This is a genomic window from Phytomonospora endophytica (assembly GCF_014202425.1).
GTDB lineage: Bacteria > Actinomycetota > Actinomycetes > Mycobacteriales > Micromonosporaceae > Phytomonospora > Phytomonospora endophytica.
In genome coordinates this window covers 550,714-577,402 of sequence record NZ_JACHGT010000002.1, presented here as the reverse complement: position 1 = coordinate 577,402, position 26,689 = coordinate 550,714, and the positions used below count along the sequence as shown (strand labels likewise).

The window sequence follows — 26,689 nt, the reverse complement described above, 5'->3', positions numbered from 1 at the left end:
CCCCCACCGGGCCCCAAGCCACCCCACAACCCCGAGCTGCGCTTCGCTCGTTCCCCCCGCGAGCCGAGTCCCCACCGCCCCCGTCGGTGTCTCTCGCCTATTAGGGTGCTCTTCATGCCCGCTCGGCGGTTTCGCGTGCTGTTCGTGCTCGTGTTGGTTCTTTCCGGTTGTGGTCGTCCTTCTTCTCCGGCTGTCGATGCGCCCGTCGACTTCTGGGTCGTGGTGGAGGCGGATGGCGATCTTTCGCCTACTTTGGACGGTGGTCGTGTCTTCGCGGCTTCCGGCACTGAGGGTCTCCTCATCGGTGCGGACTTCTCGTTGCAGCAGCGTGTGGTGTCCGTGACTCGCGATATCGATGCCGTCGAGGCTTCCGCGTACGGTCTTCGCGGTCCGCTGCATGCCCCTGCGGGCCACGAGTTCGTGCTGACGCAGGTCGCCACGCAGCGGTGTTCCGACTGGGGCGGCAATGCCGCCGGTTTGGCGTCGGAGGTCGTGGTCGGGGAGCGCGTGATCGTCCTCGACGATCCTCTGGAGTGCGGTGACCTGCTCGCGGTGGTGGCGCCGGTGGGCGTCGCGGTCACGCTTTCGGTGACGACGGAGGGTCGCGGGCAGGGCCTGAATCTGCGTGACGGCACGCGTGTCGGCGAGATCCCCGAGTTCTATGGTTTCGCCGAGTACGTCGCCTTCGCCGAGTCCTATGAGCAGAGCGGTGATGTCACGGCCAAGGGGGTCACGCGCGACGTGAGCCTGAGTCTCACCTTCTCGGCGGCCGCGCGCGGGCCCTGGGACCGCCATGGTGAGCGCTGGGCCGGCGACGGCCGGGTGTGGCTGCGTTTCGCGGTGACCTGCTCGTCGGACGCCTACTGGGGTTTCTCGCCGGAGGTGTCGAAGCACGAACCGGCCGTGGAGTGGCGGCTGTCGGCGGCCGACAGTTACAGCCTCGTCGTCGGCGGTGAGACCGTCGCGCCCGCCAACGACGACGTCGACGACCTCAGTGACCGTTCCGGCGAGGGTGTCACGTGTGCCGGCCCGGTCTTCGGCATTCCGGCGACGGCGGAGGGCGCGACGCTGCGGGTGCATCCGGACGGCCCGATGCGCGCGGTGTGGTCGGACGCGACGGCGGCCACGAAGTGGTCGAAGGGACCCCCGCCGGCGGAGTACGCCGTGACCTTCGCGCCGCTCTGACGGGCGCGGCCGCCCGCGCGACCCGTGAGGTGGGTCTCACTCGGCGAAGTCGTCGCGACGGGTTCGCGCCCGCCGGCCTTCGGTAATATCCCTTCCGACCACGGACAGCGCCGTCCACCCCCCGTCACGAGGGAGACCGAGCATGTCTGAAGTGGCCGGCGGCGCTTCCGCCGCGGCGATCGACACCGCACTCCGCGCCGATGTACGCCGCCTCGGCGCGCTGCTCGGGCAGAGTCTCGTGCGCCAGGAGGGCGCCGACCTGCTCGACCTCGTCGAGGAGATCCGCAAGCTCGTGCGCGCCAACGACGAGTTGGCCATCGCCCGCCTGTCGACGCTCGACCTGCCGACCAGCATCAGCCTCGCGCGGGCCTTCGCGACCTACTTCCACCTCGCGAACATCGCCGAGCAGGCGCACCGCGCCCGCGACCTGCGCCGCCGCCGCGCCCACGACGGCGGGCACCTCGCCGACGCGGCCCGCCTGATCGCCGAGCGGGGCCTGTCGCCCGAGGAGATCACGGCGAAGGCCGCGCGCCTGCAGATCCGCCCGGTCTTCACCGCCCACCCGACCGAGGCCGCGCGCCGCTCGATCCTGTCGAAGCTGCGGGCCGTCGCCGACCTCCTCGACGCCGAGGCCGCCGAGGCGGCCCTCACCGGCCACACCGACACCGACGGCACCGACAAGCGCCTCTCGGAGCTCATCGACCTCCTCTGGCAGACCGACGAGGTCCGCGTCAACCGCCCCGACCCGGCCGACGAGGCCCGCAACGCCGTCTACTATCTCGCCGACCTCTACGACGAGGCCGCCCCGCGCGTCCTCGACGACCTCCACCGGACCCTCGAAGGCCTCGGCGCGACGCCCCCGCCGCGCCCGCTGAGTTTCGGGACCTGGATCGGCGGCGACCGCGACGGCAACCCCTTCGTCACTCCCGAGGTCACCCGCGACGTGCTGCTCATCCAGCACGAGCACGGCATCCGCGCGGCCGAACGCGCCATGGACGCGATCATCGCCGACGTTTCGGTCTCCGAGCGCCTGTCGAAGCCCGGCGACGCCCTCGTCGCGAGCGTCCGCGCCGACCTCGCGGCCCTGCCCGAGCTGCCGGCGCGTTTCCGCCGGGTCAACGCCGAGGAGCCCTACCGGCTCAAGGCCCGCGCGATCCGCACCCGCCTGGAGCTGACGCGCGCGCGGCTCGCCGACGGCACCGCGCACCGTCTCGGCCGCGACTACGCCGACGCCGCCGAGATCGTCGCCGATCTGGAACTGATGCGCGCTTCCCTTGCCGCGCATCATGGTGAGCTCATCGCCGACGGCCGCCTGGCCACCGCGATCCGCACGATCACCGCCTTCGGACTGCAGCTGGCCACGATGGACGTCCGCGAGCACGCCGGCGCGCACCACGCGGTCCTCGCCGAGATGTACGAGCGCATCGGCGGCCTTTCGGGGCCGTACGAGGACGCCTCCCGCGAGTCGCGGACCGCTCTGCTCATCAAGGAACTCGGCGGCCGCCGTCCACTGTCCACACCGGACACCGAGCTGGCTGAGCGCAACCGTAAGACGATCGACGTCTTCCGTGCCATCCGTGCGGCCCAGAAGCGTTACGGGCCCGACGTCATCGAGTCCTACATCATCTCCATGACCCAGGGCGTCGACGACGTCCTGGCCGCCGTGGTCCTGGCCCGCGAGGCGGGCCTCGTCGACGTCCACAGTGGACGCGCCGCGGTCGGTTTCGTGCCCCTGCTCGAAGAGGTGCCCGAACTCGCCGGTGCCGAGTCCTTCCTCGACGCGCTGCTGTCGGTGCCGTCCTACCGGGCGATCGTCACCGCGCGCGGCGACGTCCAGGAGGTCATGCTCGGCTACTCCGACTCCAACAAGGACGCCGGGATCACCACCAGTCAGTGGTCCATCCACCGCGCTCAGCGGCAGTTGCGCGACGTCGCCGCCCGCCACGGCGTCCAGCTGCGGCTCTTCCACGGCCGCGGCGGGACCGTCGGCCGCGGTGGTGGCCCGACCCTTGAGGCGATTCTGGCGCAGCCGTGGGGGACCCTCGACGGCGCCATCAAGGTCACCGAGCAGGGCGAGGTCATCTCCGACAAGTACACGCTGCCCGCGCTGGCCCGCGAGAACCTGGAACTGACCGTCGCCGCCGTGCTGCGCGCGACGCTCCTGCACACCGAGCCGCGCTTCCAGTCCGACACCCTCGACACCTGGTACGCGGCGATGCAGCAGGTCAGCGACGCCGCCGAAGGCACCTACCGCGAACTCGTCGGGCACCCGCGCCTCGCGGAGTACTTCTGGGCCGTGACACCGACCGAGCTGCTCGGTTCCCTCAACATCGGTTCACGCCCGGCGAAGCGGCCCGACACCGGCGCCGGACTCGGCGGCCTGCGCGCGATCCCGTGGGTGTTCGGCTGGACGCAGTCGCGCCAGATCGTGCCCGGCTGGTACGGCGTCGGCACCGGACTCGCCGCCGCCCGCGAGGCCGGACTTGGTGACCTGCTCGACGAGATGTACACACGCTGGCACTTCTTCCGCACCTTCCTGTCCAATGTGGAGATGACCCTCGCGAAGACCGACCTGGACATCGCGAGCCGCTACGTGCAGCTCGCCGACCCGTCGCTGCACCCGCTCTTCGACCAGATCCGCGACGAGCACGCGCGGACCGTCACCGAGATCCTGCGGGTCACCGGGGAGGACGAACTCCTCGACCACAACCCGGTCCTGCGCCGGACCCTCGCCGTCCGCGACCGCTACCTGGCGCCCCTGCACCACCTGCAGGTGTCGTTGCTGGCCCGTCACCGCGACAGCGGCGACGACGCCGACCCGCTGCTCCAGCGGGCTTTGCTGACGACCGTCAACGGCATCGCGGCGGGGATGCGGAACACGGGCTGACCGCCGGTAACCGTTTCGTAAGCGCGACAACCCTGGCGTTCGCCGCGGGAATCGGGTGGGATTGAGTCATGTTGAGCAAGCTCGCCCGTAAACCCGTCGCCTGGGTCGTGGCCGGGGCGGTCGTCGTCGCGATCGCCTTCGGCCTGTTCTGGTTCCAGCCGTGGAAGCTGTGGACCACCACGACCGTCGACGAGGACCTGCCCATCGCCGCCGCGCCCTCCGGCGGTGCCCAGGGAGCGCCGGACGGCTCCGAAGCCCCGTCGACGAACGACGACCCGACCGTCGCGCACCTGCTCGCCGAAGGCGACTTCATCACCCACGAGCACGACACGAGCGGCAAGGCCCAGCTCTTCGAGCAGCCCGACGGGACGGTCGTGCTGGCCATCGCCGGCCTGAAGACGAGCGACGGCCCCGACCTGCGCGTGTGGATCACCGACCAGGAGGTCGGCGAGGACTGGTTCGTGTTCGACGACGGCTACCACGTCGAACTGGGCGAGCTCAAGGGCAACAAGGGCGATCAGCTCTACGAGGTCCCCGCCGACACGGACCTGAGCAAGGTGACGAGCGTGACGATCTGGTGCGAACGGTTCAGCGTGTCCTTCGGCGCCGCGCCCCTGGCGACGGCCTGACCGACGCGCGGGCACAGGTAAGGGCCGGTGCCCTGGGCACCGGCCCGAACGTTGCCGGCCGCGTCGCGGGCCGTACTAGCCCTGCGCCTCGATCTGCTTGCGCACGTCGTCCATGTCGAGCTCCTTGACCTTCTCGATGACGGCGTTGAGGCCGCTCTCGGGGAGGATGCCGGGCTGCGCGAAGACGAGGATCCCGTCGCGGAAGGCCATCACGGTCGGGATGGAACTGATGCCGGCGGCGCGGGCGAGGTCCTGTTCGGCTTCGGTGTCGACCTTGCCGAAGGTGACGTCCTCGTGCTGCTCGCTGACTTTGGAGTAGGTCGGTGCGAAGCGCTTGCACGGACCGCACCAGTCCGCCCAGAAGTCGACGAGGACGATTCCCTCTTCGCTGATCGCCTTCTCGAACGTGTCCTTGGTCAGGTCCACGGTGGCCATGGGTCCTCCAGCTTCGCCGGTACTCTCTCGGTTCGCGGACGGCTCATACCGTCCACGGGTATCGCAACGACTTCTTCCCTCCGACTATTCCACGGCCGGTGGCCCCGGGGACGGGTGCGTTGCCGCTAGCGTGGCGGGGACACGCCTGTTGTGAGGTCGCTGATGAAGAAGCTGATCAATACGCCTGAGACGTTGCTCACCGACGCGCTCGACGGTTTCGCCGCCGCCCACCCGGGTCTGACGGTGGACCTTGAGCAGCGGATCGTGACGAGACCGCCGTCGCCGGGGAAGGTCGCGCTGGTCTCGGGCGGCGGCTCGGGGCACGAGCCGCTGCACGCGGGTTTCGTCGGGCCGGGCATGCTGCACGCGGCCTGTCCGGGGGAGGTGTTCACCTCACCCGTTCCGGGGCAGGTCCAGGCCGCGACGGAGGCCGTGCACGGCGGTGTGGGCGTCCTGCACGTCGTGAAGAACTACACGGGCGACGTCCTCAACTTCGCCCTCGCCGCCGAACTGCTCGACGACGACGACATCGAGGTGGCGACCGTGATCGTCGACGACGACGTCGCCGTGACCGATTCCACGCACACCGCCGGGCGGCGCGGGACGGGCGCGACGGTGTTCGTCGAGAAGATCGCGGGCGCGGCGGCCGAGGCGGGGGAGTCGCTCGCCGTCGTCCACGAGCTCGCGCGGGAGGTGAACGCGCGGTCGCGGTCCTACGGGGTGGCGCTGTCGGCGGGCACGGTCCCGGCGGTCGGGCGGCCGGGTTTCCCGCTCGGCGACGACGAGATGGAATGGGGCGTCGGCATCCACGGCGAACCGGGACGCCGCAGCGGACCCCTCGCGCCCGCGCGAGACATCGCCGCCGAGGCCCTCGACGCGATCGCGACGGACATGCCGCTGACGGGCGAGGCGCTCGTCATGGTCAACGGGATGGGCGCGACGCCGCTGATCGAGCTGTACGCGATGTTCGCCGAGGTCGCGCACTGGCTGAACGCGCGCGGGGTCACGGTGAGCCGCAGCCTCGTCGGGAACTACGTGACCTCCCTCGACATGGCCGGCTGCTCGATCACGGTCATGAACCTCACGCCGAGGCTGCTGGACCTGTGGGACGCGCCCGTCGAGACGCCCGCGCTGAGGTGGGGACGGTGACCGCCGTCGACGCCGGGCTGTGCGCCCGCTGGATGGCCGCGACGGCCGCCCTCGTCACCGAACACGCCGACGAGCTCACCGCCCTCGACACCGCCATCGGCGACGGCGACCACGGCCTGAACCTCCGCCGCGGCTTCGCCGCCGCCGCCGAGGCCGTCGGCGACACCCCGGGAGCCGTCCTCAAAGCCGCCGGGACCGCACTCGTCAACACCACCGGCGGCGCCTCCGGGCCCCTCTACGGAACCTTCCTGCGCAGGGCCGCCAAAGCCCTCGGCGACGACCCCACCGCCACGGCCACCGCCTTCGCCGCCGCCCTCGGTGCCGGACTCGAAGGCGTCCGCAGGCTCGGCGGCGCCGCCGAAGGCGACAAGACCATGATCGACGCGCTCGCCCCCGCCGTCGCCGCCTTCACCGGCGACGACTTCTCCACCGCCGCCCGCGCGGCCGCCGACGCCGCCGCGTCGGGCCGCGACGCGACGAAGCCCCTCGTCGCCCGCAAGGGCCGCGCCAGCTACCTCGGTGAACGCTCCGCCGGGCACATCGACCCCGGAGCCGCGTCGAGCGCCCTGCTGTTCGAGGCACTGGCGGGGCTGACATGACCGTCGGACTCGTCCTCGTCTCCCACAGCCGGACACTCGCCGAAGGCACCGCCGAACTCGTCGCGCAACTCGCCGCCGACGTCCGCGTGATCCCCGCCGGCGGCACCCCCGACGGCGGCCTCGGGACCAGCCCCGAACTCATCACCGACGCCGTCACCCGCGCCGACGGCGGCGACGGTGTCCTCATCCTCGCCGACCTCGGCTCCGCCGTCCTCACCGCGAGACTCCTCCTCGACGACCTCGACGGCGACGTGCGCCTCGCCGACGCCCCCTTCGTCGAAGGAGCCGTCGCCGCCGGAGTCATCGCCGGAACCGGCGCCACCCTCACCGAAGCGCTCGCCGCCGCGGAGGAGGCCTGGGCGTACCGGAAGTCGTAGGAACACTCCGGCCGGTGGATGAGTCACCCCTGATTAATCCCTGACTCCCGGCCGGATGCCTTGCGCGTCAACGGAATCCGGATACCGTTCAATGGGCCGACAACCCCTCGCGCCCCGCCGGAGGCACCCATGCGCATCCTCGTCCTCGGCACCGGCCCGGGTGCCGCGAACGCGAGGCGCCTCGCCCACGAACGCGGCCTGCGGCTCGCCCGCCACGCCCTCGACTCGGTCACCTACATCGTCGCCGACGACACCGTCAACCCCCGCGACCCCAAACTCGTCGCCGCCAGGGCCCTCGGCGTCCACGTCGTACCCGACACCGAGTTCGTCAACCAGCCCGAACAGTGGCCCGCGCCCCGCGACGCCGCCGACAGCGCCGTCGCGCCGATGGGACACCACGGCGGACGCCCCAGCGGGCACCACCCGCGCTCACCGCACGGGCACCCGCGCTCGCCCCAGGTCCAGCAGGCCATGGACTCGCTGTTCAAGGCGATCAACAACGCCGACCCGACCGCCATCCGCGAAGCCCTGAGGCAGTTCGGGTCGATCCTGTGGGCACTGTCGCCGCTGCTCACCGGTGGGCTCAGCGCGCCCATCATCTTCGGGCACGCCGCCGCGAAACTGAAGTCCGTCGTCGCCGGCATCGCGGCGTTCCTGTACGCGGGGATGGCGATCGCCTACATCACCCTGTTCGCGATGGACGCGCAGAAACTCGACGACGGCCAGTTCGCCAACGTCAATCCGCTCGCCATGATCTCGCTGTTCGCGCTGATGCTCGGCGGCACCGCCCACGCGTTCATGATCCGCAACAAGATGTTCCCGCGAGCCGAAGGCGACGACACGCCCCGCCGTGTCATTCCCGCCGACGACGCCGAAGCCCGCGTCCTCGCCCGCCGGGAACGCCGCGCCCGCGCCCGCCGCCTCCTCGCCGACGACCCCGCCATGGCCGACGAACTCGGCATCGGCCGCCCCGACCTCGACCTCGGTTACGACGACGGCGGCCTCGTGGACGTCAACCACGCGCCCGCCGAGATCCTCGCGACAATGCGCGGAGTCGACGCGAAGACGGCCGAGCGCATCGTGACGATGCGCGAACTGTCGGGGCCTTTCGCTTCGGTGGCCGAGCTGGTGGTGCGCGCCGACCTGGACCCGGACGCCGTGCGGCTGGTGGAGGAGTACGCCGTTTTCGGGTGAGGGGGCGCGGGTTTGCTCGTGGCGCCGCCACGTTCTCGCGCGAGCCGACACCCGACTCCGTGCCCGGGCGGCTTCCGGGCTCGCCTGCGCCATCGTGATCCGTCGGTTCTCAGCGTGCGGTTCCCCTGCGTCGGCTCTGGCCTACGCTCGCCGGCACCAGGACACGCCGCCTGCGGTGAGAGGTGGTGTCGTGGCGGCTTTCGGGCGGGGCTCGGTCGCGCACCCGTGCCTGCCCTCGCGTCCGTGACTCGCACGAGGTTCCCGCCCGTACCGGGACTCGCGCCCCTACCCGCGTTCAGGTCCGCGCCCGCATCTCACCCCACGCGGCCTCACGCTCGCACCGGCCAGTCCTCGCGTCCGCTGCCGCGTCGGTCCAGGGCGCTGCGGTTGCGGCGAAACGGTGGTGTCGCGGGAGGCGGAACCGCCCTCGCTTCCGCGCTCGGCCGGCGGAGGCTCGCGCCGGCGCCTGTACCCGCTTCCGCCGTCGATCCCGCGCTCGCCCGGCGCCGGCTCCTGCGGCTTGTGGGGACGAGGTGGTGTCGCGGCGGGCGGACGGCGCCGGAGTTCGCTCCGGCTCGCGCTCGCCCCGGTCACGACCGCGCCGCACCCGCGTTCGGTGCTCGCCCGCCGACGGGCCACGCGGCTCGCGGTGGCGTGCGCGGCAGGACATACGGCGGCTGCTGCCGACCCCTCACCCCACCCCCACCACTCCCGACCGCCGTTCCAGCATCACCGTGTCCCGCCACACCCCCCGCAGCCTCCCCACCCGCTCCCGCACCCCCACGGTCCGAAATCCCGTCCGCGCGTGCAGCGCCAGGCTCGCGGTGTTCTCCGGGAAGATCGACGTCGTGATCGTCCAGATCCCCGCGGCTTCGGTCGAGGCGATGAACGTCTCCAGCAGCGCGCGTCCGACCCCGCGTCCCGCCGCGTCCGGCCGCACGTAGACGGAGTGCTCGACGACGCCGGCGTACGCGGGGCGTTTCGACGTGGCGGTGCCCGCGATCCAGCCGAGGACGTGGGCGCCCTCCGTCGCGACGAAGCGGTGCCGCAGGAGCTTTCCCACGCAGAATCGCGTCCAGTCCGGCGCGGCCGTCTCGAAGGTCGCGTTGCCCGTGTCGATGCCCGCCTGGTAGATCGCCAGCACCTGCCGGGCGTGGGCGTCGGTCATCTGGGTGATCGTCAGCCGTGGTGCGCGTGTCGTGGTCATGGGCTACCTCCACTGGTGCAGGGCTCACGGTAGGCGTGGGTTGTTGCCGCTCTGTTAACCGACTTGCGCATGGGGCGTGCGTGAACACCCCCTATCCGCGCAAGCAGTTTGCTTGAAACTCGGGTACAGTCGCGCCCGTGTGCGGAATCGTTGGATATGTTGGAGCGCGGCCGGCGCTCGATGTCGTTATGGACGGCCTTCGGCGCCTTGAGTACCGCGGGTACGACTCGGCGGGGGTCGCCCTCCCGGTGGGCGGGGAGCTCTACGTCGAGAAACGCGCCGGAAAGCTCGGCAACCTCGACAAGGCCCTCGCCGAGAACAACGGGGAGCCGGCGCACCTGGCCGCGACGGTCGGCATCGGCCACACGCGCTGGGCCACCCACGGCGGCCCGACCGACCGCAACGCCCATCCCCACTCGAGCGCCGACGGCCGCATCGCGGTGATCCACAACGGGATCATCGAGAACTTCGCCGTCCTGCGCGCGCGGCTGGAGGCCGAGGGCGTCGAGTTCGCCTCCGACACCGACACCGAGGTCGTCGCGCACCTCCTGTCCGCCGAGGTCGCGGCGGGTGCGAGCCTGTCCGAGGCCATGCACCGCGTCGTCCGCCGCCTCACCGGCGCGTTCACGCTCCTCGCGGTGCACGCCGACGACCCCGACACCGTGGTCGGCGCCCGCCGTAACTCGCCGCTGGTCGTCGGCCGGGGCGACGGCGAGTACTGGCTGGCCTCCGACGTCGCCGCGTTCCTCTCCTTCACGCGCGAGGCCGTCGAGCTCGGCCAGGACCAGGTCGTCACGATCGGCCGCGACGGTTTCGCCGTCACCGACTTCTCCGGCGAGCCCGCGAAGGCCACGCCCTACACCGTCGACTGGGACGCCGCGGCCGCCGAGAAGGGCGGCTACGACCACTTCATGCTCAAGGAGATCGACGAGCAGCCCGCCGCCGTCGCCGACACGCTGCGCGGCCGCGTCACCGAGACCGGCGAGATCGCCCTCGACGAGGTCCGCCTGTCCGACCAGGACCTCCGCGACGCCGACAAGGTCTTCATCGTCGCCTGCGGCACGTCCTACCACGCGGGCCTCGTCGCGAAGTACGCCATCGAGCACTGGACCCGACTGCCCTGCGAGGTGGAACTGGCCAGCGAGTTCCGCTACCGCGACCCGGTCCTCGACCGCTCCACGCTCGTCATCGTCATCTCCCAGTCCGGCGAGACCATGGACACGATCATGGCCCTGCGCCACGCCAAGGAGCAGAAGGCGCGCGTCCTGGCCATCTCCAACACGGTCGGCTCGACGATCCCGCGCGAGTCCGACGCCGTGCTCTACACGCGCGCCGGCCTCGAAGTCGCCGTCGCGTCGACGAAGGCCTTCCTCACCCAGCTCGTCGCCTGCTACCTGGTCGGCCTGCACCTCGCGCAGATCCGGGGCGTGAAGTACGCCGACGAGGTCGCCGCCGTGCTGGAGCAGCTCGCGGCGATGCCCGCGAAGATCTCGACCGTCCTCGACCAGATGGACCCGGTGCGCGAGCTCGCACGGAGCCTCGCCGGACAGCACCCGGTGCTGTTCATCGGCCGCCACGTCGGCTACCCGGTCGCGCTCGAAGGCGCCCTGAAACTCAAGGAGCTGGCCTACCTGCACGCCGAGGGCTTCGCCGCCGGCGAACTCAAGCACGGCCCGATCTCGCTGATCGAGGAGGGCACGCCCGTCGTCGTGATCGTGCCCTCGCCGCGCGGGCGCGGGGTGCTGCACGACAAGGTCGTGTCGAACATCCAGGAGGTCAAGGCACGCGGGGCCCTGGTCATCGCGGTCGCCGAGGAGGGCGACACCGCCGTGGCGCCCTACGCCGACCACATCGTGCACGTCCCGGTCGTGCCGACGCTGCTGGCGCCCTTGCTCACGGCGGTGCCGCTCCAGGTCTTCGCGTGCGAGGTCGCGCGCGGGCTCGGTCTGGAGATCGACCAGCCGCGCAACCTCGCCAAGTCGGTGACCGTCGAATAGCTAGAAGCCGTACGCCTCGGCGATCAGCTCGTAGGAGCGCAGCCGCGCCTCGGCGCCGTGCACGGTCGAGGTGATCATCAGCTCGTCGGCGCCGGTCCGCTTCACCAGCGCGTCGAGCTGCTCGCGGACCCGCTCCGGCGTGCCGTGGACCGCGTTGGACAGCCAGTCGCCGACGAACGCGCGCTCGGCGGGCGTGTACGGGAAGTCCTCGGCCTCCTGTGCGCTGGGCAGCAGGCCCGGGCGGCCCGTGCGCAGCTTCAGCATCGACAGGCCGAGCGAGCCGACCGCGCGGCGGGCGGTCTCCTCGGTGTCGGCGGCCACGGCCGTCGCGGCGATCATCGCGTAGGGCCGGTCGAGGATCGACGACGGCCGGAAACCCTGCCGGTAGAGCTGGAGGGCCGGCACGGTGTTGGCCGCCGAGAAGTGGTGCGCGAACGCGAACGGCAGGCCCAGCGAGGCCGCGAGGCGGGCGCTGTAGTCGGAGGACCCGAGCAGCCACACCGGCGGGCGGGAGTGCTCGCCGACGCCCCCGTCGACCCGTCGCTGGACGGGACCCGGCACGGCGTGGATGCGGTGGTAGGGGTGGCTCTCGGGGAAGGACCCGTCGAGGAAGCCGGTGAGCTCGGCGACCTGCTCGGGGAAGTCGTCGGCGCCGAGCCGCTCGGGCGTCAGGCGCAGTGCGAGGGTGGTGGCGCGGTCGGTGCCGGGCGCGCGCCCGAGACCCAGGTCGACCCGTCCGGGCGCGAGCGCTTCGAGCGTCCCGAACTGCTCGGCGACGACGAGGGGCGCGTGGTTGGGCAGCATGACCCCGCCCGAGCCGAGGCGGATGCGCTCGGTGTGCGCGGCGACGTGCGCGAGGATCACGGCGGGGGCGGAGCTGGCGATGCCGGGCATGGAGTGATGCTCGGCGACCCAGAAGCGGTGGTAGCCGAGACGCTCGGCGAGTTCGGCGACCTCCGTGGTCGTCCGCAGCGCCTCCGTCGCGGTGAAGCCGGAGCCGACGGGCGCCAGGTCGAGGACGGACAGGGGGACCGGAGCGGTGCCGCGGGCCTGGCCGCGGATGGGGTCGGTGTGCACGGTGAAGCTAAACGGGACGCCGGGTCCGTTTGTTCCCGCGGGTGACCTCGCGCACGCCCGGCGCCTTCGGACTTGCCGGACGGATATCTCGCTCCGGTACCCTCTTCGGCATGCCGATCATGGACGATGACATAGAGGGTTGTAGTACCCAGCCGGGTTCGGCCCGGCAGAACACACGCATGACGCGACAGGGGGTGACGTCATGCTGATCGGTATCGGTGTGCTCGTCATCGTCCTGCTCACCGCGGCCACCGGCTACTTCGTGGCGCAGGAGTTCGCCTACGTCGCCGTCGACCGCAACCGCCTCCGCCAGGCCGCCGACGCCGGGGACGGACCCGCCGCGCGCGCCCTCGGCGTCACCAGGCAGCTGTCCTTCATGCTCTCCGGAGCGCAACTGGGGATCACCGTCACCGGGCTGCTCGTCGGCTACGTCGCCGAGCCCTACGTGGGCGCCGGACTCGCCGAGATCCTCGGCGGGGCGGGCGTGCCGGAGTCGGTGAGTCTGTCGGTCTCGGTGATCATCGCGCTGCTGTTCTCCACGCTCATCCAGATGGTGTTCGGGGAACTCGCGCCCAAGAACCTCGCGATCGCGCGGCCCGAGGCGCTCGCCCGGGCCCTGTCGCGGTCGACGGTGATCTACCTGAAGGTCGCCGGGCCGGTCATCCGCCTCTTCGACGCCGCCGCCAACAAGCTGCTGCGGTCGGTCGGGATCGAACCGGTGGAGGAACTGCCGCACGGCGCCACCGCCGAGGACCTCGAACACATCATCGACGAGTCGCACGCCGGCGGGCACCTCGACGCCGAACTGTTCCGGCAGCTCGAAGGCGGTCTGGACTTCCGCACCCTCGACGCCGGGCAGGTCATGACCCCGCGCGTCGACGTGCACACCATCGGCGCCGGGGAACCGGTCGCGCGCGTCGTGGAACTGCTGTCCACCGGGCGGTCCCGCTTCCCCGTCATCGGGTCCAACGTGGACGACGTGGTGGGCGTCGTGAGCATCGCCGACGTGCTCCAGGTGCCGCGCGCCGAGCGCGCGGCCACCCTGGTCGGGGCGGTCGCCTCCCCGGCGCTGTTCGTGCCGGAGAGCCTGCCGGCGCCGGAGCTCCTCGAACGGCTGCGCACCGAGAACCGGCAGCTGGCCTGCGTCGTCGACGAGTACGGCGGCCTGGCCGGGGTGGTGTCCTATGAGGACGTCGCCGAGGAGGTCGTCGGCGAGATCCTCGACGAGGACGACAAACCCGAGGCCCGTGCCCGGCGCCGCGCCGACGGCAGCTGGGTGGTCCCGGCGCGCTGGCGGATCGACGAGATCGCCGAGGAGACCGGTGTGGAGCTGCCCGGCAACGGTGCCTACGAGACCGTCGGGGGACTGGTGCTGCAGCAGCTGGGCCGCACCGCGACGCCCGGCGACATCGTCGACGTGCCACTGGCCACTGTGGACGATCCGAACGAGGGCGAACACCCGGCGCGCATCGCGCAGCTGGCGGTCGTCGCCGTGCAGCGGCACGTGCCGCACACGATCGCCCTGTCCGTGCGCGACCTGGAGGTGGAGTCGTGAACACCGCCTGGGCGCTGATCGTCTCCCTGTTCCTGCTGGCGGCCAACGGCTTCTTCGTCGCCGCCGAGTTCGCGCTGATCTCGGCCAAACGGCACCGGCTCACCGAACTGGCCGCCGACGGGTCCATGTCGGCCCGGCTCGCCCTGCGCGGCAGCCGGCACCTGACGGTGACGCTCGCCGGCGCGCAGCTCGGGATCACCTTGTGCACACTGGGTCTGGGCGCGCTGGCCAAACCCGCGATCGCGCACCTGCTCGACCCGGCGTTGCAGGCGCTGGGGCTGCCGAGCCAGGTGTCCTACGTGGTGGCGTTCCTGGTAAGCATCGCCGTGGTGGTGTTCCTGCACATGGTCGTCGGTGAGATGGCGCCGAAGTCCTGGGCGATCTCGCACCCGGAGACCTCCGCGCTGGCCATCGCCGTGCCCTTCGAGGGCTACATCTGGCTGACCAGGCCGATCCTGGCGATGCTCAACGGTGCGGCGAACCTGTCGCTGAGGCTCGCCAAGGTCACCCCGAAGGACGAGATCGGCGAGAGCCACAAGCCGGAGGACCTGGCCGTTCTCCTGCGGCAGTCCAGGGAGGACGGGCTGCTCCAAGAACAGCAGCACCGGATCCTCAGCGGAGTGCTGCGGCTGCGCGCGACGACCGTCGAGGAGCTCATGCGGCCCCGCCACGAGGTCGTGACCGTCGAGGCGAGTGCCGACAACGACGAAGTCGAACGCGTCTCGCTGGAATCCGGCCGATCCCGCCTCGTGGCCCTCGACGGCGACCGTCCACTGGGGATCGTGCACATCCGCGACGCCCTGAAGAACCCCGGCGCCGGAGCCACGGATCTGCTGACCCGGCCGCTCACCCTGCCCCGCGACACGCCGATCTCGCGAGCCGTGGCGACCATGCGCGCCGAACGCGCGCAGGTCGCGCTGGTCACCGGGGACGACGGCGGGCTGCTCGGACTGGTCGCCCTGGAAGACCTGCTGGAACAGGTACTCGGGGACTTCGAGGACGAGACTGATGCCGGTCTTGGCGGCGCGAACGAAACCGCCTGAAAGGCATGGGATCGGGCTGGGCCCGCCGCCGGTGCCGGTCCCCGGCCAAGTGCGGAAACGCACTCGGGTTCCCGGCGTGGGTGCGAAAACGCGGCGGGAACCCGCCTTCACCCCCGTCGGCGCCCCACCCCTACCCCAGCCCCCGGCTTCCCGCCGAGGCCGTCGCCGGGAACGCCGCCGGCGGCGTATACCCCGCCGCCACGAAGGCCTTGTGCACCGCCGCCGAGATCTCCGCGGTCTTGTCCGTGTCGCACAACGCGATCACGCAACCACCGAAGCCGCCACCGGTCATCCGCGCGCCGTAGGCGCCCGCCGCGACGGCCGCCTCGGCCGCCAGATCGACCTCGCCGACGGTGATCTCGTAGTCGTCGCGCATCGACGCGTGCGACTCCGTCAGCAACTCGCCCAGCCTGCGCGGCTCGACGCCGTCGCGCAGCACGCCGACGGTGTGCAGGACGCGCTGGTTCTCGGTCACGATGTGGCGCACCCGGCGTCGCGCCACGGGCGAATCGAGCCGGGCGAGAGCGTCGTCGAGACCATCCAGCGTCAGGTCCCGCAGGGCTCGCAGCCCCAGCGCGTCGGCGGCCTTCTCGCAGTCGGCGCGGCGGGCGGCGTACTCCCCGTCGACGTGCCTGTGCGGCGCGCGCGTGTCGATGATGAGCATCGTCAGACCGCGCGCGGCCAAGTCGAAAGGCACGTGCTCGGCCTCGCCGGTCCGGCAGTCCAGGAACAGCGCATGCCCTTCACGGCAACGGATCGAGGCCGACTGGTCGAGAATCCCGGTCGGCGCGCCGACGTAGACGTTCTCCGCGCGCTGCGCCAGCGCCGGGCGGTCGTCCTCGGGGATGTCCACGCCGTACAGCGCGCACAGGGCACCCAGGACCGAACACTCCAGGGCCGCCGATGACGACAGCCCCGAACCGACCGGCACGTCCGAGGCCAGCGCCAGATCGGCGCCGCCGATCTCGTGCCCGGCCTCGCGCAGGGCCCACACGACGCCCGCGACGTAGGCGGCCCAGCCTTCGACCTTGCCGGGTTCGAGGTCGTCGACGGTGAACGTGACGCGCTCGTCCATGCCCTCCGAGACGACCGTCCACACGGGATTCGGCACTTTCGCGGCGGCCGCGACGACGTTGTGCGGCAGGGCGAACGGGAGCACGAAACCGTCGTTGTAGTCGGTGTGCTCGCCGATCAGGTTGACGCGGCCCGGCGCGGCCCAGCGGACGGTGGGTACACGGCCGTAGGCGGCGATGAAGGACTCGGCGGCCCGCAGACCGGTCGCGGAGGCGGTCACAGTACGGCCTCCCGCAGCATCCGCGCGGCCTGCTCGGGCGTGATGTCGTTGACGAACGCGCCCATCGCCGACTCCGAACCGGCCAGGAACTTCAGCTTGTTCGGTGCCCGCCGGGCGCTGTGCAGCTGAAGGTGCGCGTAGGACAGGTCGCGTCCGGTGCGCACCGGCGCCTGGTGCCACGCGGAGATGTAGGGCATCGGGACGCCGAAGACGGCGTCGAGGCGCCGCAGCACCTCCAGGTACACCGGCCCGAAGGCCTCACGCTCCATATCGGACAGTGCGGGCAGGTCCGGGACGTGACTGTGCGGGTACAGGTGCACCTCGAAAGGCCAGCGCGCGGCGACCGGCACGAAGGCCGTCCAGTGCTCGTTGGCGGCGACGACGCGCTCCCCGGCAGACTCGGCCGCCAGGACGTCGGCGAAGAGGTTGCGGCCGGTGCGCAGCAGGTGCGTCTCGGCCGAGGCGAGCATGCGGCGGGTCGTCGGGGTGACGAAGGGATAGCCGTAGATCTGCCCATGCGGGTGATGCAGCGTCACGCCGATCTCCTCGCCCCGGTTCTCGAAGCAGAAGACCTGCTCGACACCGTCCAGTTCGGACAGTGCGGCGGTGCGGTCGGCCCACGCCTCCATCACGACCCGGACCTGGCGCGGCTCAAGGGAGGCGAAGGAGGAGCCGTGGTCGGGGGTGAAGCACACGACCTCGCAACGCCCGGCCGCCGGCCGGCGTGGTGACGGCCCGGCGGCGTCGAGCGTCGTGCCGGCCGGACCGGAGAACGAGGGGAAGAGGTTCTCGAAGACGGCCACTTCGTAGTCGGGGGCGGGGATCTCGGTGGACCGCGACGCCGTCGACGGACACAGTGGACACTCACTCGCCGGGGGCAGGAAGGTCCGCGTCTGCCGGTGCGCGGCGACCGCGACCCACTCGTCGCGCAGGGCGTCGTAGCGCATCTCGCCGACCGGTGGACGCGGCGGCAGCGTGCGGCCGTCCGCGAAGGACGCGCGGCCGGAGTCGGCCACGGCGTCGAAGTAGTGCAGCTCGCGGCCGTCGGCGAGCGACGTGGTCGAGCGGTGAACACTGGTCAAAGTGGACAATGCCGTGGCGCCTTCGTTCCCGGACCGCGCGCGTTTCACGCCTCGGCCACGATCAGCTCGCCGACGTGCTCGCGGAGATCCGCGCGAGACGGCTCGGGCAGGCCCGAGTCGCTCACCAGCACGTCGGCGTCGGTCAGTTCCGCGATCGTGCGAATGCCGACCATCTCCCACTTGGTGTGGTCGGCGAGCACGATGAGGCGACGGGCGGCGGCGACCATCGCGCGGTCGGTCTCGGACTCGGCGATGTTGGGCGTGGTGAAACCCGCCCGCACGCTGAACCCGTGGACGCCGAGGAAGAGGGCGTCGACATTGATGGTCGCCAGGGAGGCCGTGGCGAAGGGGCCGACGAGCGCGTCGGAGGGCGTGCGGATACCGCCGGTGAGGATGACGGTCTGGTCGGCGCGGCCCGAGCGGTAGAAGACGTCGGCGACCGGGACGGAGTTCGTCACGACGGTCAGGCTCGGGACGGACAGCAGGTGGTGGGCGAGGGTCCAGGTCGTCGTGCCGCCCGACAGCGCGATCGCCGTCGCGGGCTTGACCAGCCCCGCCGCGGCTCGCGCGATGGCCTCCTTCTCGGCCTTCTGCTGGACCGACTTGGCGGCGAAACCGGGCTCGTCGGTGGCTCCGATGTCGACGGCCGTGGCGCCGCCGTGCACCTTCGCGACGAGGCCGCGCTCGGCCAGCTGTTCCAGGTCGCGCCGGATCGTCATGTCCGAGACGCCGAACTCGGCGACGAGTTCGCTCACCCGCACCGCGCCGTCGCGGCGGACGCGCTCGGCGATGATGGCCTGACGTTGTTGCGCGAGCATGGCTCCCCCGGGGGCGGGATCGGGTGACACGATCCTGCGAGAGTAAACCAACATGACCGAACATGCCAACGGTGAGCGTGCGCGCATCATTCGCGCACCCTTTGCGGTGCCTGATGCCTGGCGATCCGATATTCAGCGCCGATCTTGCGCATTCGGGCTCGAACGCGCACGTCCCGGGGGCTTGGGACGTGGGCGGGTTTGTTGGGGGCGGGGTGGGGTTGTCGCGGAATCCGGTGGGAGCGGCGCGGTCTCCGCCGGCCTCCGGCGCGCGAACGGCGCAAACAGGCCAATGTTTCGATTCGTCGATGTTCGCCCCCCTCATCCCCACTACGGTTCGTAGCGGTGGGGTCGCTCAGTGTCCCGCGTCACACGCGCGGAGCACGCCCGGGCGGCCCGTCCCACGAGGAAGACGAGGAAAGGGTGGAATCCACATGCGTACGTTCTCGAAACGGGTCGCCGCGGTAGCCCTGTCCGCCGCGATCACGGGTGCTGTCTTCGCCCCGGCGATCGCGTCGGCGGAGGACCCGCCGGCGGCGGACTGCGCCGCGCTGACCGCGGACCTGCAGGCCGCGGTCACCGCGTTGACCACGGCGGTCGCGGTGCCCGTACGGGACGGGGCCGACCTGCCCGGCCTCCCGGTCGGCGGCGACCCGCTCGCCGCGGCACTCGACGTCCAAGGAGCCGTCGCGGCCCTCGGCGGCGGCGGTTGCCTTCCAGGCGTTCCCGAACCGGGCGCCGACGTGACCCTGTGCGTCGAACTCGCCGTCGACCTCAACCTCAACGTGTCGGCGGTGCTCGCCGCCGTCGTCAACGTCGACGGCCCGGACCTGACCGCGGCGGCCGCCGCGGCCGCCGACCTGTCGACGACCGTCACCGCGCTCGTCGGCGGCAGCTGCCTCGGCGGCGTGGCGCCGCCGGTCTAGACCCACGGCGTGACCGGGGCGGTGACGCACACCGGCGCCACCGCCCCGGTGAACGACCTGACAGAATTCAGCCCATGGTCGAGTCGCGCATCCCCCGGGTCCTCTCCGGCATTCAGCCCACCGCCGAGTCCTTCCACCTCGGCAACTACCTCGGGGCCCTCCGCCAATGGGTCGCCATGCAGGACACCCACGACGCCTTCTACTGCGTCGTCGACCTCCACGCCATCACCGCCGGGCACGACCCGGAGGCGCTCGTCCGCCGCCGCCGCGCGTCGGCCGCGCAGCTCCTCGCGATCGGACTCGACCCCGACCGCTGCACCCTCTTCGTCCAATCCCAGGTCCCCGAGCACACCCAGCTCTCCTGGGTCCTCGGCGCCATCACCGGTTTCGGCGAGGCCAGCCGCATGACCCAGTTCAAGGACAAGTCCGCCAAACAGGAACGCGCCAGCGTCGGGCTGTTCACCTACCCGATCCTGCAGGCCGCCGACATCCTGCTGTACGACACCGACGAGGTCCCCGTCGGCGAAGACCAGCGCCAGCACCTCGAACTCACCCGCGACCTCGCCGGGCGCTTCAACAAGACCTTCGGCAAGACCTTCCGGCTCCCCAAACCGCACATCGTCAAGGACACCGCCAAGATCTGCGACCTGCAGGACCCGACGGCGAAGATGTCGAAATCGAACTCCGTGCCCGCCGGCATCGTCGACCTGCGCGACACGCCCAAAGCCGCCGCGAAGAAGATCCGCTCCGCCGTCACCGACACCGGCCGTGAGATCGTCTTCGACGAGGAGAACAAGCCCGGCATCGCCAACCTGCTCACCATCTTCTCCGTGCTCGCGGGCGTCACGATCCCCGAACTGGAAGCCCGCTACCAGGGCAAGGGGTACGGCGACTTCAAGGGCGACCTCGCCGACGTCGTCGTCGAGGCCATCGCCCCCATCGCGCGGCGCACCGAGGAATACCTCGCCGACCCGGCACAGCTCGACAAGCTGCTCACCGAAGGCGCGCGCAAGGCCCGAGCGGTCGCCACCGCGACCCTCGCGGACGTGTACGACAAGGTCGGGTTCGCGCAGCCCGTGCGCGACTAGAGACGGGTGGGGTGTCCGTGGCCAAGATCGGGGTCGCCATCGCGGTGCCGGAACCATGGGGGAGCGAACTGCGCGAGCACCGGATGGCAACCGGCGACCCGCAGGCCGAAGGCGTGCCGACGCACGTGACCCTCCTCGCGCCCGTCGAGATCGCCGACACCGCCATGGGCGGCGTCGAAGAACACCTGGCGCGCGTCGCCGTACGCCACGCGCCCTTCACCCTCCACCTGCGAGGAACCGGGACCTTCCGGCCGATCACCGAAGTGGTGTTCGTGGCCGTCGCCGCCGGCATCAGCGAATGCGAACGACTCGCCGCGTCGGTGCGGACCGGACCGCTCACATACGAGGCACGCTTCCCGTACCACCCGCACGTGACAGTCGCGCACGACGTCGCGCCAGAGCAGGCCGACCGCGTCTACGACCAACTCGCCGGATACGAGGCGAGATTCGGCGTGAGCGAGTTCGTGCTGTACGCGCACTGGGGAGACGGGGTCTGGAGGGTGCAGCGACGGTTCCCGTTGAGCGTTGAGCGTTGAGCGTTGAGCGTTGAGCGTTGAGCGTTGAGCGTTGACCGCCGACCGCCGACCGCCGACCGCCGACCGCCGAGGGGAGCGGGTAGGGAAGGGCTCTGGTTCCCGGCGTGGGTGGGGCGCGAAGCGGGGCTCACGCAGCGAGGGACGGGTGCGGCAGGGGTTCCCAGGGGGCGGGGGCCGCGAAGGGAGACTCGCGCACCGGGAGACCGCGCAGGTCGGGTCCCCGGCGTGAGCGGGCGAGCGAAGCGAGACGCGCGCTCGCGGGGTCGTGTCTTGGGTTGTGGGTGAACGAAGCGAGACTCGCCCGTCGCGAGACGGCTGCGGCCGGGTTCCCGGTGTTGGTGGGTGAGGTTTTAAGGGCCTGTGCTTGTTTGGGCGGCGCGAACGAAACCGCCTGACAGGCATGGGATCGGGCTGCGGCCCGCCGCCGGTGCCGCGTCCCCGGCCTGAGCGGGCGAGCGAAGCGAGACAAGCTGTGGGCGAGACGGCTGCGGCTGGGTCCCCGGCGTGAGCGGGCGAGCGAAGCGAGACTCGCCCGTCGCGAGACGGCTGCGGCCGGGTTCCCGGTCTTGGTGGGTGCGGTTTGAAGGGCCTGTGCTTGTTTGGGCGGCGCGAACGAAGCCGCCTGAGGGGTATGGGATCGGGCTCGGCCCGCCGCCGGTGCCGGGTCCCCGGCCTGGGCGCGGAAACGCGGCCGGGTCCCCGGCGGGGGCGGGCGAGCGAAGCGAGACACGCGCTCGCGAGGTCGTGTCTCGGGTCCCGGACCTGTGTGGGCGAGCGAAGCGAGACAAGCTGTGGGCGAGACGGCTGCGGCTGGGTCCCCGGCGTGATCGGGCGAGCGAAGCGAGACTCGCCCGTCGCGAGACGGCTGCGGCCGGGTTCCCGACGTTTGCGGGTGAGCTTTTAAGGGCCTGTGCTTGTTGGGGCGGCGCGAACGAAGCCGCCTGAGGGGTATGGGATCGGGCTGCGGCCCGCCGCCGGTGCCGGGTCCCCAGCCTGGGCGCGGACACGGAGCCGGGTTCCCGGCCTGCGTGGGGAGCGAAGCGAGACTCGCCCGGGCGGGAAGGCTGCGGGCGGGTGCCCGGCCTGCCTGGGCGGGCGAAGCGAGACTCGCGCAGGCGGGCCCGTTGCGGCCGTGTCCCCGGACCACGGAAGCCGCGAAGCGGGACATGCGGGCCGGACGCTGAACCTTTGGCGGGAGCAGCGAGCGAAGCGAGACGCGCGCTTGGCGGGGGCGTGCCTTGGGTTCCCGGCCTTGAGTGGGTGAGCTTTTAAGGGCCTGTGTTTGTTTGGGCGGCGCGAACGAAACCGCCTGACAGGCATGGGATCGGGCTCGGCCCGCCGCCGGTGCCGGGTCCCCGGCCAGGGCGCGGAAACGCGGCCGGGGTTCCCGGCCTGCGTGGGTGAGCGAAGCGAGACAAGCTGTGGGCGGGACGGCTGCGGCCGGGTCCCCGGCGTGGGTGAGCCGCGAAGCGAGACTCACGCGTCGAGAGACCGCGGCGGGTTCCCGGTCTGGGACGGAACGCGAAGCCGGGCTCGCGCTCGCGGAGCCGCGGTTGGGTTCCCGGCCCGAGCAACCCGCGAAGCGGCACTCCCGCTCGCGGAGCCGCGCCACCGGCGGGGCGGGGGCGGCAAGCGAAGCGCCGCTCGGCCTGCGGGACCGGCGACTTGGGTTCCCGGCCTTGAGTGGGTGAACTTGAAGGGCCTGTGCTTGTTTGGGCGGCGCGAACGAAACCGCCTGCCGGGTATGGGATCGGGCTGCGGCCCGCCGCCGGTGCCGGGTCCCCGGCCAGGGCGCGGAAACGCGGCTGAGTCCCCAGCGTGAGCGGGCGAGCGAAGCGAGACTCACCCGAAGCGGGAAGGCCGCAGCCGGTTCCCGGCCCGTGCGAGCCGCGGAGCCGCGGCCGGGTTCCCGCCCCGACCAACCCGCGAAGCCAGACCCGCCCTCGCGCCCCCCACCACCCGCCCACCCGAGCCCCCCCACCACCCGCCCTCGCGCTCCCCACCCCGACCTTCCCCGCAAATCGTCCCAGCCCGCCCCCGCCTCCCCCCGCGACCCGCCGGGTTTCGAGCGGGGCTCCCCGCGCGGCTGGCTCGCCTGCCCGATGATGGGCGCATGAGGTTTCCCGATCCGGTCGACGCGGCCGAGCGAATGTGGATGCGCCTGCGCAAGTGGTCGCCGCGCGTCGACCACTTCAGCCGCGCCATCGACCGGTTCTGGGACACCCAGGGCGGACTCCTGTCCGCCGGCATCTCCTACTACGCCTTCTTCGCCGCCTTCGCGCTCCTGCTCGCCGCCTTCTCCGGACTCGGCTTCGTCCTCGACGCCAACTCCAAAGTCCTCGAAACCGTCGAGGAATGGCTCACCACGAACCTCCCCACCATCGACGTCTCCCAGATCGTCTCCGCGCGCGGCACCGTAGGCATCATCGCCCTCATCGGCTTCATCATCACCGGCATCGCCTGGGTACAGGCCCTGCGCTCCTCCGTGCGAGCCGTCTGGCGCCTCGAACCCGAACCCGGCCACCCCATCCTGCGCTGGCTCGTCGACCTCGGCGTCCTCGCCGCCCTCGGCATCCTGCTCGCCGTCACCCTCGGCATCGGCACGATCGTCGAAACCGGTCTCAACTGGACCGTCAACGCCTCCGTCGGCGACGGCTACGGCTGGATCGCCACCTTCGGCGAGGTCTTCGTCGGCATGGCCATCAACACCGTCCTCGCGACCGCCCTGCTCACCGTGCTCCCGCGCCTCGCGATGCGCCCGGCGCGCGTGCTCTTCCCGGCGATCTGGGTCGCGGTCGGCCTCGAACTGATCAAGACCGTCGGCCGCTTCTACATCACCCGCGTCGAACACAACCCGGCCTACCAGCTGGTCACCGGCACCGTCGGGCTACTGGTGTTCCTCCAGCTGTTCAATCAGACGCTGATGTTCGCCGCCGCGTGGACGGCGACCTCCCGCAGAGGGAAGGTCATCGACCTGTCCGCCCGCCCGCCGACCGTGGTGGCCGACGACCCGGAATGAGGAACAGCGCGAAGATCGCGACGAGCCCCAGCGACAACGCGGTCTGCACGCCGAAGGACATCTCGCCGAAGCCACCGCCCCCGCCGCCTTCCGCGGGCGCCTTGCCGTCGCCCTCCTCGCCACCGGGCATCGGGTTTCCCGGCCCGGGCGTGGGCGTGTGCGTACTGGGCGCCGAACTCGGCTCGCTCCCCGGCGACTCCGAACCACCACCGGCGTCGTCGACCAGGGAGAACGGCGGCGCCTGATCGGCCCCACCGCGTCCGGACAGCGCCGAAGGCAGCAGCATGGCCGCGCAGCCGACGACGGTGAGCGCCACAAAGGAGAGGGATCCGAGCAGTGACCGCCGCTTCACTGTGCCCTGCGTCCGCATGCCCGACCCCCTTTGCATACGCATACGCTATCGACTGTCATCACCACCGTCAGGCAGGCGTGCCAAGGAATGTGCCGAAGATCTTGCCGACGGTGGAGCTCCATCGACTTCGACGCCACGTAGAACCTCTGGCATACTGCCCTGCCATGGAGACTCTACGGCTCATCCTGAGGTACGCACATCTGATTGGGTTCGCGGTACTGCTCGGCGGCGCCATCGTCCAGTACTTCGGCGGCAAGTTCCGGGTCAACTCGACCATGGCCTGGGGCGCGACCATCCAGCTGGTCACCGGCATCCTGCTGTCGGCGCCGCTCGGCCGCGACGAGGCCGACAAGCCCGACCCCGCCAAGCTCGCCGTCAAGGGCGTCGTCGCCCTGCTGATCGGGATCATGGTCCTGGTCCCCTACTTCCGCAAGCGCAAAGGTCCCGAGGGTGCCATTGTCCACAAGGGACATTTCCTCGGCATCGTGGTCCTGACCCTCGGCAACGCCGCGGTGGCCACCTTCTGGCGCTGACCGCCCCGGAAACTCCTTCCACCCCCGTGCAACCTCCCCGGCGCCCGCACCCATTGATAGGGGCGACAAGTTCGGGAGAGGAACTCGATGCGACGTGCTGAAAGAGACGCGCAATACCGTGAGTTCGTGGTGGCGCGCGTCGACGGACTCCGCCGCTTCGGATATCTGCTGACCGGTGACTGGCACCGGGCCGAGGACGCCGTCCAGACGGCGCTGACCAAGCTCTACGTCGTCTGGACCCGCGCCTCCAAGCTCAACACCGAGGCCTACGTCCGCAGAATCCTGGTGAACGTGGTCAACGAGGACCGTCGGCGCGCCTGGTTCCGGCGGGAACGCGTGTCCCAGGCACTCCCCGAGCCGCCACCGGCGGCCTCGGCGGACGCCGGGGCGGTCCGCCTCACGGTCTTGTCGGCGCTCGCCCGGCTGCCCACGCGGCAGCGGGCGGTCGTGGTCCTCCGTTTCTGGGAGGACCGGTCGGTCGAGCAGACCGCGGAGATTCTGCGCTGCTCGCCCGGAACGGTGAAGAGCCAGTCCGCGCGGGGGCTCGAAAAGCTGCGCGGCCTGCTCGAAGAAGTCGAATCGACGCGGGCCGAAGGAGTGGTCGCATGACCAAGGACATCAAGGAACTACTGGACACCACGGCCGGGCACGAGTCCCTGCCGGCCTTCGACGCCGACGCCGCGCTCAAACGCGGCCACGGGGCACTGTCGCGGCGGCGGCTCGCCGTCGGGGGACTGACCACCGGGGTCGTCGCGATCGTCGCGGCGGCGATGGTGGCCCTGCCGGGGATCATGGCCCCCGCCAAGGGCGGTGACCCGTCGGACCCCGGACCCGGGACCAACGCGGCGACCCCGCGGGAGGCGCTGCCCGAACTCGACCCGGACCTGTACTACACGTGGCTCGACGAGGTCTTCTGGGACGACCAGGGCAACATCACCGAGAACACGCCGGAGAAGACCGAGAGCAGCGCCAAGTACACCGGCGCCTTCTACGAACTCCTCGACCAGGAGTTCGGCGGCTACACCGGCGACACCATGGACTTCGGCCGGATGGACCTCAAACTGGTCGCCACGCCGGAAGCCCTGCGGGACACCTCGGGTGCCTACGAGGTCGCCGAGGAGCAGGTCTTCTACCGGCTGCACCTGAACTTCGTCGCCCACCAGACCGACGACGGCCTCGTCCAGTGGGGCAACGGCAACGGCGGCTTCGAGGCGCTCTACATCGACGTGCGCGCACCCGGTGACTTCACCGACGGTCTCGAAGGCCCCGGTCCGGGCTCCGCCAAGGGCGGCGCGGGCGTCTTCGACCTGCTCGGCTGCGAGGACCGCACCGACGGCGCCCAGGCCGGGCAGACCGTCGAGGTCGACGTCGAGTGCATCGAGAAGGCCACGGCCAAGAACGAGCGCTACATCGAGGTCACCGAGGTCTCACAGCCCGGCACCGAGCACGCGATCACGACCCGCAAGCTCGTGCTCTACCGCGTCGACGGCAGTGCCGTGACCGTCCGGGACACCGGCGACTCCGGGCAGGACCTGAGTCTCGGCTTCACCGACCTGCTCGCCATGGCCCAGGCCCTCCCGCTGGAACCCGTGCTCTAACCCCCGCACAGGCACACCCACCCCCGCGAGCCTCGGCTCGCGGGGGTTTCCCGCGTCCCCGGCTAACCTCACGCGGGAAACCCCCGCGCCCGTGACAACCCTTCGCCCGGGC

The 26,689-nt window shown here is 71.4% G+C and carries 24 protein-coding genes; 17 read left to right on the top strand and 7 right to left on the bottom strand.

What is annotated here, in order from left to right:
• Positions 1-105 precede the first annotated feature (105 nt).
• The 3 genes from HNR73_RS05955 (at position 106) to HNR73_RS05945 (ending at position 4,701) form a co-directional block, all read left to right on the top strand.
• Positions 106-1,185, top strand: a complete 1,080-nt coding sequence (locus tag HNR73_RS05955) for a hypothetical protein (protein ID WP_184786233.1) — start codon at positions 106-108, stop codon at positions 1,183-1,185.
• Between the two features lie 142 nt (positions 1,186-1,327).
• Positions 1,328-4,072, top strand: coding sequence for a phosphoenolpyruvate carboxylase (ppc, locus tag HNR73_RS05950; protein WP_184786232.1), 2,745 nt, complete (start codon positions 1,328-1,330; stop codon positions 4,070-4,072).
• Positions 4,073-4,140: 68 nt separating this feature from the next.
• Positions 4,141-4,701 (top strand): DM13 domain-containing protein, encoded by a 561-nt coding sequence (locus HNR73_RS05945; RefSeq protein ID WP_184786231.1) that lies wholly within the window; start codon positions 4,141-4,143, stop codon positions 4,699-4,701.
• A 75-nt stretch (positions 4,702-4,776) separates the two neighbouring features.
• Here HNR73_RS05945 and trxA read toward each other — a convergent pair whose 3' ends face one another.
• Positions 4,777-5,136, bottom strand: a complete 360-nt coding sequence (gene trxA, locus HNR73_RS05940; RefSeq protein WP_184786230.1) for a thioredoxin — start codon at positions 5,134-5,136, stop codon at positions 4,777-4,779.
• Between the two features lie 162 nt (positions 5,137-5,298).
• Between trxA and dhaK the strand changes: the two genes are divergently transcribed.
• The 4 genes from dhaK to HNR73_RS05920 all read left to right on the top strand — a co-directional run bounded on the left by dhaK (position 5,299) and on the right by HNR73_RS05920 (position 8,455).
• Positions 5,299-6,285, top strand: coding sequence for a dihydroxyacetone kinase subunit DhaK (dhaK, locus tag HNR73_RS05935; RefSeq protein WP_184786229.1), 987 nt, complete (start codon positions 5,299-5,301; stop codon positions 6,283-6,285).
• The gene (dhaL, locus tag HNR73_RS05930; protein WP_239122376.1) at positions 6,282-6,884 is read left to right on the top strand and encodes a dihydroxyacetone kinase subunit DhaL; all 603 of its coding nucleotides are present in this window, start codon (positions 6,282-6,284) and stop codon (positions 6,882-6,884) included. The genes dhaK and dhaL overlap by 4 nt, the downstream gene beginning before the upstream one ends.
• Positions 6,881-7,261 (top strand): dihydroxyacetone kinase phosphoryl donor subunit DhaM, encoded by a 381-nt coding sequence (gene dhaM / locus HNR73_RS05925; protein ID WP_184786228.1) that lies wholly within the window; start codon positions 6,881-6,883, stop codon positions 7,259-7,261. Before dhaL ends, dhaM begins: the two co-directional genes overlap by 4 nt.
• 129 nt (positions 7,262-7,390) lie before the next feature.
• On the top strand, positions 7,391-8,455 hold the full coding sequence (locus HNR73_RS05920; protein WP_184786227.1) for a ComEA family DNA-binding protein: 1,065 nt from the start codon (positions 7,391-7,393) through the stop codon (positions 8,453-8,455).
• A 691-nt stretch (positions 8,456-9,146) separates the two neighbouring features.
• Here HNR73_RS05920 and HNR73_RS05915 read toward each other — a convergent pair.
• Positions 9,147-9,662 (bottom strand): GNAT family N-acetyltransferase, encoded by a 516-nt coding sequence (locus HNR73_RS05915; RefSeq protein ID WP_239122377.1) that lies wholly within the window; start codon positions 9,660-9,662, stop codon positions 9,147-9,149.
• A 137-nt stretch (positions 9,663-9,799) separates the two neighbouring features.
• On the opposite strand from HNR73_RS05915, the gene glmS reads away from it, so the two are divergent.
• Complete coding sequence (gene glmS, locus HNR73_RS05910; RefSeq protein ID WP_184786226.1) at positions 9,800-11,659, top strand: glutamine--fructose-6-phosphate transaminase (isomerizing); 1,860 nt, start codon at positions 9,800-9,802, stop codon at positions 11,657-11,659.
• Here glmS and HNR73_RS05905 read toward each other — a convergent pair whose 3' ends face one another.
• Positions 11,660-12,736 (bottom strand): LLM class flavin-dependent oxidoreductase, encoded by a 1,077-nt coding sequence (locus HNR73_RS05905; protein WP_184786225.1) that lies wholly within the window; start codon positions 12,734-12,736, stop codon positions 11,660-11,662.
• A 202-nt stretch (positions 12,737-12,938) separates the two neighbouring features.
• Between HNR73_RS05905 and HNR73_RS05900 the strand changes: the two genes are divergently transcribed.
• Complete coding sequence (locus HNR73_RS05900) at positions 12,939-14,291, top strand: hemolysin family protein (RefSeq protein WP_184786224.1); 1,353 nt, start codon at positions 12,939-12,941, stop codon at positions 14,289-14,291.
• Complete coding sequence (locus HNR73_RS05895; protein WP_184786223.1) at positions 14,288-15,334, top strand: hemolysin family protein; 1,047 nt, start codon at positions 14,288-14,290, stop codon at positions 15,332-15,334. The genes HNR73_RS05900 and HNR73_RS05895 overlap by 4 nt, the downstream gene beginning before the upstream one ends.
• A gap of 130 nt (positions 15,335-15,464) precedes the next feature.
• Here the strand turns inward: HNR73_RS05895 and galK are convergent, their stop codons facing one another.
• Genes galK through HNR73_RS05880 form a run of 3 tightly spaced genes read right to left on the bottom strand, consistent with a single transcriptional unit; the run spans position 15,465 to position 18,528 of the window.
• Positions 15,465-16,628: a galactokinase gene (galK, locus tag HNR73_RS05890; RefSeq protein ID WP_373316652.1), complete on the bottom strand. Its 1,164-nt coding sequence runs from the start codon at positions 16,626-16,628 to the stop codon at positions 15,465-15,467.
• Positions 16,625-17,710 carry a galactose-1-phosphate uridylyltransferase gene (gene galT, locus HNR73_RS05885; protein WP_184786348.1) on the bottom strand — a complete coding sequence of 362 codons (1,086 nt, stop codon included), beginning with the start codon at positions 17,708-17,710 and terminating at the stop codon, positions 16,625-16,627. Before galT ends, galK begins: the two co-directional genes overlap by 4 nt.
• Positions 17,711-17,754: 44 nt before the next feature.
• Complete coding sequence (locus HNR73_RS05880; protein WP_184786347.1) at positions 17,755-18,528, bottom strand: DeoR/GlpR family DNA-binding transcription regulator; 774 nt, start codon at positions 18,526-18,528, stop codon at positions 17,755-17,757.
• A gap of 431 nt (positions 18,529-18,959) precedes the next feature.
• Here HNR73_RS05880 and HNR73_RS05875 point away from each other — a divergent pair, with 431 nt between their 5' ends.
• The 4 genes from HNR73_RS05875 (at position 18,960) to HNR73_RS05860 (ending at position 24,094) form a co-directional block, all read left to right on the top strand.
• Entirely contained in the window at positions 18,960-19,451 is a 492-nt protein-coding gene (locus HNR73_RS05875) for a hypothetical protein (RefSeq protein WP_184786222.1), read from the top strand.
• A gap of 74 nt (positions 19,452-19,525) precedes the next feature.
• Positions 19,526-20,539 carry a tryptophan--tRNA ligase gene (gene trpS / locus HNR73_RS05870; RefSeq protein WP_184786221.1) on the top strand — a complete coding sequence of 338 codons (1,014 nt, stop codon included), beginning with the start codon at positions 19,526-19,528 and terminating at the stop codon, positions 20,537-20,539.
• 17 nt (positions 20,540-20,556) lie between these two features.
• Entirely contained in the window at positions 20,557-21,075 is a 519-nt protein-coding gene (locus HNR73_RS05865) for a 2'-5' RNA ligase family protein (protein ID WP_184786220.1), read from the top strand.
• A 2,113-nt stretch (positions 21,076-23,188) separates the two neighbouring features.
• Positions 23,189-24,094, top strand: a complete 906-nt coding sequence (locus HNR73_RS05860) for a YihY/virulence factor BrkB family protein (RefSeq protein ID WP_184786219.1) — start codon at positions 23,189-23,191, stop codon at positions 24,092-24,094.
• Here the strand turns inward: HNR73_RS05860 and HNR73_RS05855 are convergent.
• On the bottom strand, positions 24,042-24,464 hold the full coding sequence (locus HNR73_RS05855; protein WP_184786218.1) for a hypothetical protein: 423 nt from the start codon (positions 24,462-24,464) through the stop codon (positions 24,042-24,044). The two genes, HNR73_RS05860 and HNR73_RS05855, sit on opposite strands and share 53 nt — an antisense overlap.
• A gap of 146 nt (positions 24,465-24,610) precedes the next feature.
• Between HNR73_RS05855 and HNR73_RS05850 the strand changes: the two genes are divergently transcribed.
• From HNR73_RS05850 to HNR73_RS05840, 3 genes are all read left to right on the top strand, one after another.
• Positions 24,611-24,979 (top strand): hypothetical protein, encoded by a 369-nt coding sequence (locus tag HNR73_RS05850; RefSeq protein WP_184786217.1) that lies wholly within the window; start codon positions 24,611-24,613, stop codon positions 24,977-24,979.
• An 87-nt stretch (positions 24,980-25,066) separates the two neighbouring features.
• Entirely contained in the window at positions 25,067-25,588 is a 522-nt protein-coding gene (locus HNR73_RS05845) for a SigE family RNA polymerase sigma factor (protein ID WP_184786216.1), read from the top strand.
• Positions 25,585-26,577 (top strand): hypothetical protein, encoded by a 993-nt coding sequence (locus HNR73_RS05840; RefSeq protein WP_184786215.1) that lies wholly within the window; start codon positions 25,585-25,587, stop codon positions 26,575-26,577. Before HNR73_RS05845 ends, HNR73_RS05840 begins: the two co-directional genes overlap by 4 nt.
• Positions 26,578-26,689 lie beyond the last annotated feature (112 nt).

Coding starts and splice junctions, on each gene's coding strand:
- dhaK (WP_184786229.1), top strand. CDS start 5,299: ATGAAGAAGCTGATCAATACGCCTGAGACGTTGCTCACCGACGCGCTC.
- HNR73_RS05845 (WP_184786216.1), top strand. CDS start 25,067: ATGCGACGTGCTGAAAGAGACGCGCAATACCGTGAGTTCGTGGTGGCG.
- HNR73_RS05840 (WP_184786215.1), top strand. CDS start 25,585: ATGACCAAGGACATCAAGGAACTACTGGACACCACGGCCGGGCACGAG.
- HNR73_RS05855 (WP_184786218.1), bottom strand. CDS start 24,464: ATGCGGACGCAGGGCACAGTGAAGCGGCGGTCACTGCTCGGATCCCTC.
- HNR73_RS05880 (WP_184786347.1), bottom strand. CDS start 18,528: ATGCTCGCGCAACAACGTCAGGCCATCATCGCCGAGCGCGTCCGCCGC.
- HNR73_RS05920 (WP_184786227.1), top strand. CDS start 7,391: ATGCGCATCCTCGTCCTCGGCACCGGCCCGGGTGCCGCGAACGCGAGG.
- HNR73_RS05900 (WP_184786224.1), top strand. CDS start 12,939: ATGCTGATCGGTATCGGTGTGCTCGTCATCGTCCTGCTCACCGCGGCC.
- HNR73_RS05860 (WP_184786219.1), top strand. CDS start 23,189: ATGAGGTTTCCCGATCCGGTCGACGCGGCCGAGCGAATGTGGATGCGC.
- ppc (WP_184786232.1), top strand. CDS start 1,328: ATGTCTGAAGTGGCCGGCGGCGCTTCCGCCGCGGCGATCGACACCGCA.
- HNR73_RS05850 (WP_184786217.1), top strand. CDS start 24,611: ATGGAGACTCTACGGCTCATCCTGAGGTACGCACATCTGATTGGGTTC.
- HNR73_RS05915 (WP_239122377.1), bottom strand. CDS start 9,662: ATGACCACGACACGCGCACCACGGCTGACGATCACCCAGATGACCGAC.
- HNR73_RS05875 (WP_184786222.1), top strand. CDS start 18,960: ATGCGTACGTTCTCGAAACGGGTCGCCGCGGTAGCCCTGTCCGCCGCG.
- dhaM (WP_184786228.1), top strand. CDS start 6,881: ATGACCGTCGGACTCGTCCTCGTCTCCCACAGCCGGACACTCGCCGAA.
- trxA (WP_184786230.1), bottom strand. CDS start 5,136: ATGGCCACCGTGGACCTGACCAAGGACACGTTCGAGAAGGCGATCAGC.
- trpS (WP_184786221.1), top strand. CDS start 19,526: ATGGTCGAGTCGCGCATCCCCCGGGTCCTCTCCGGCATTCAGCCCACC.
- HNR73_RS05945 (WP_184786231.1), top strand. CDS start 4,141: ATGTTGAGCAAGCTCGCCCGTAAACCCGTCGCCTGGGTCGTGGCCGGG.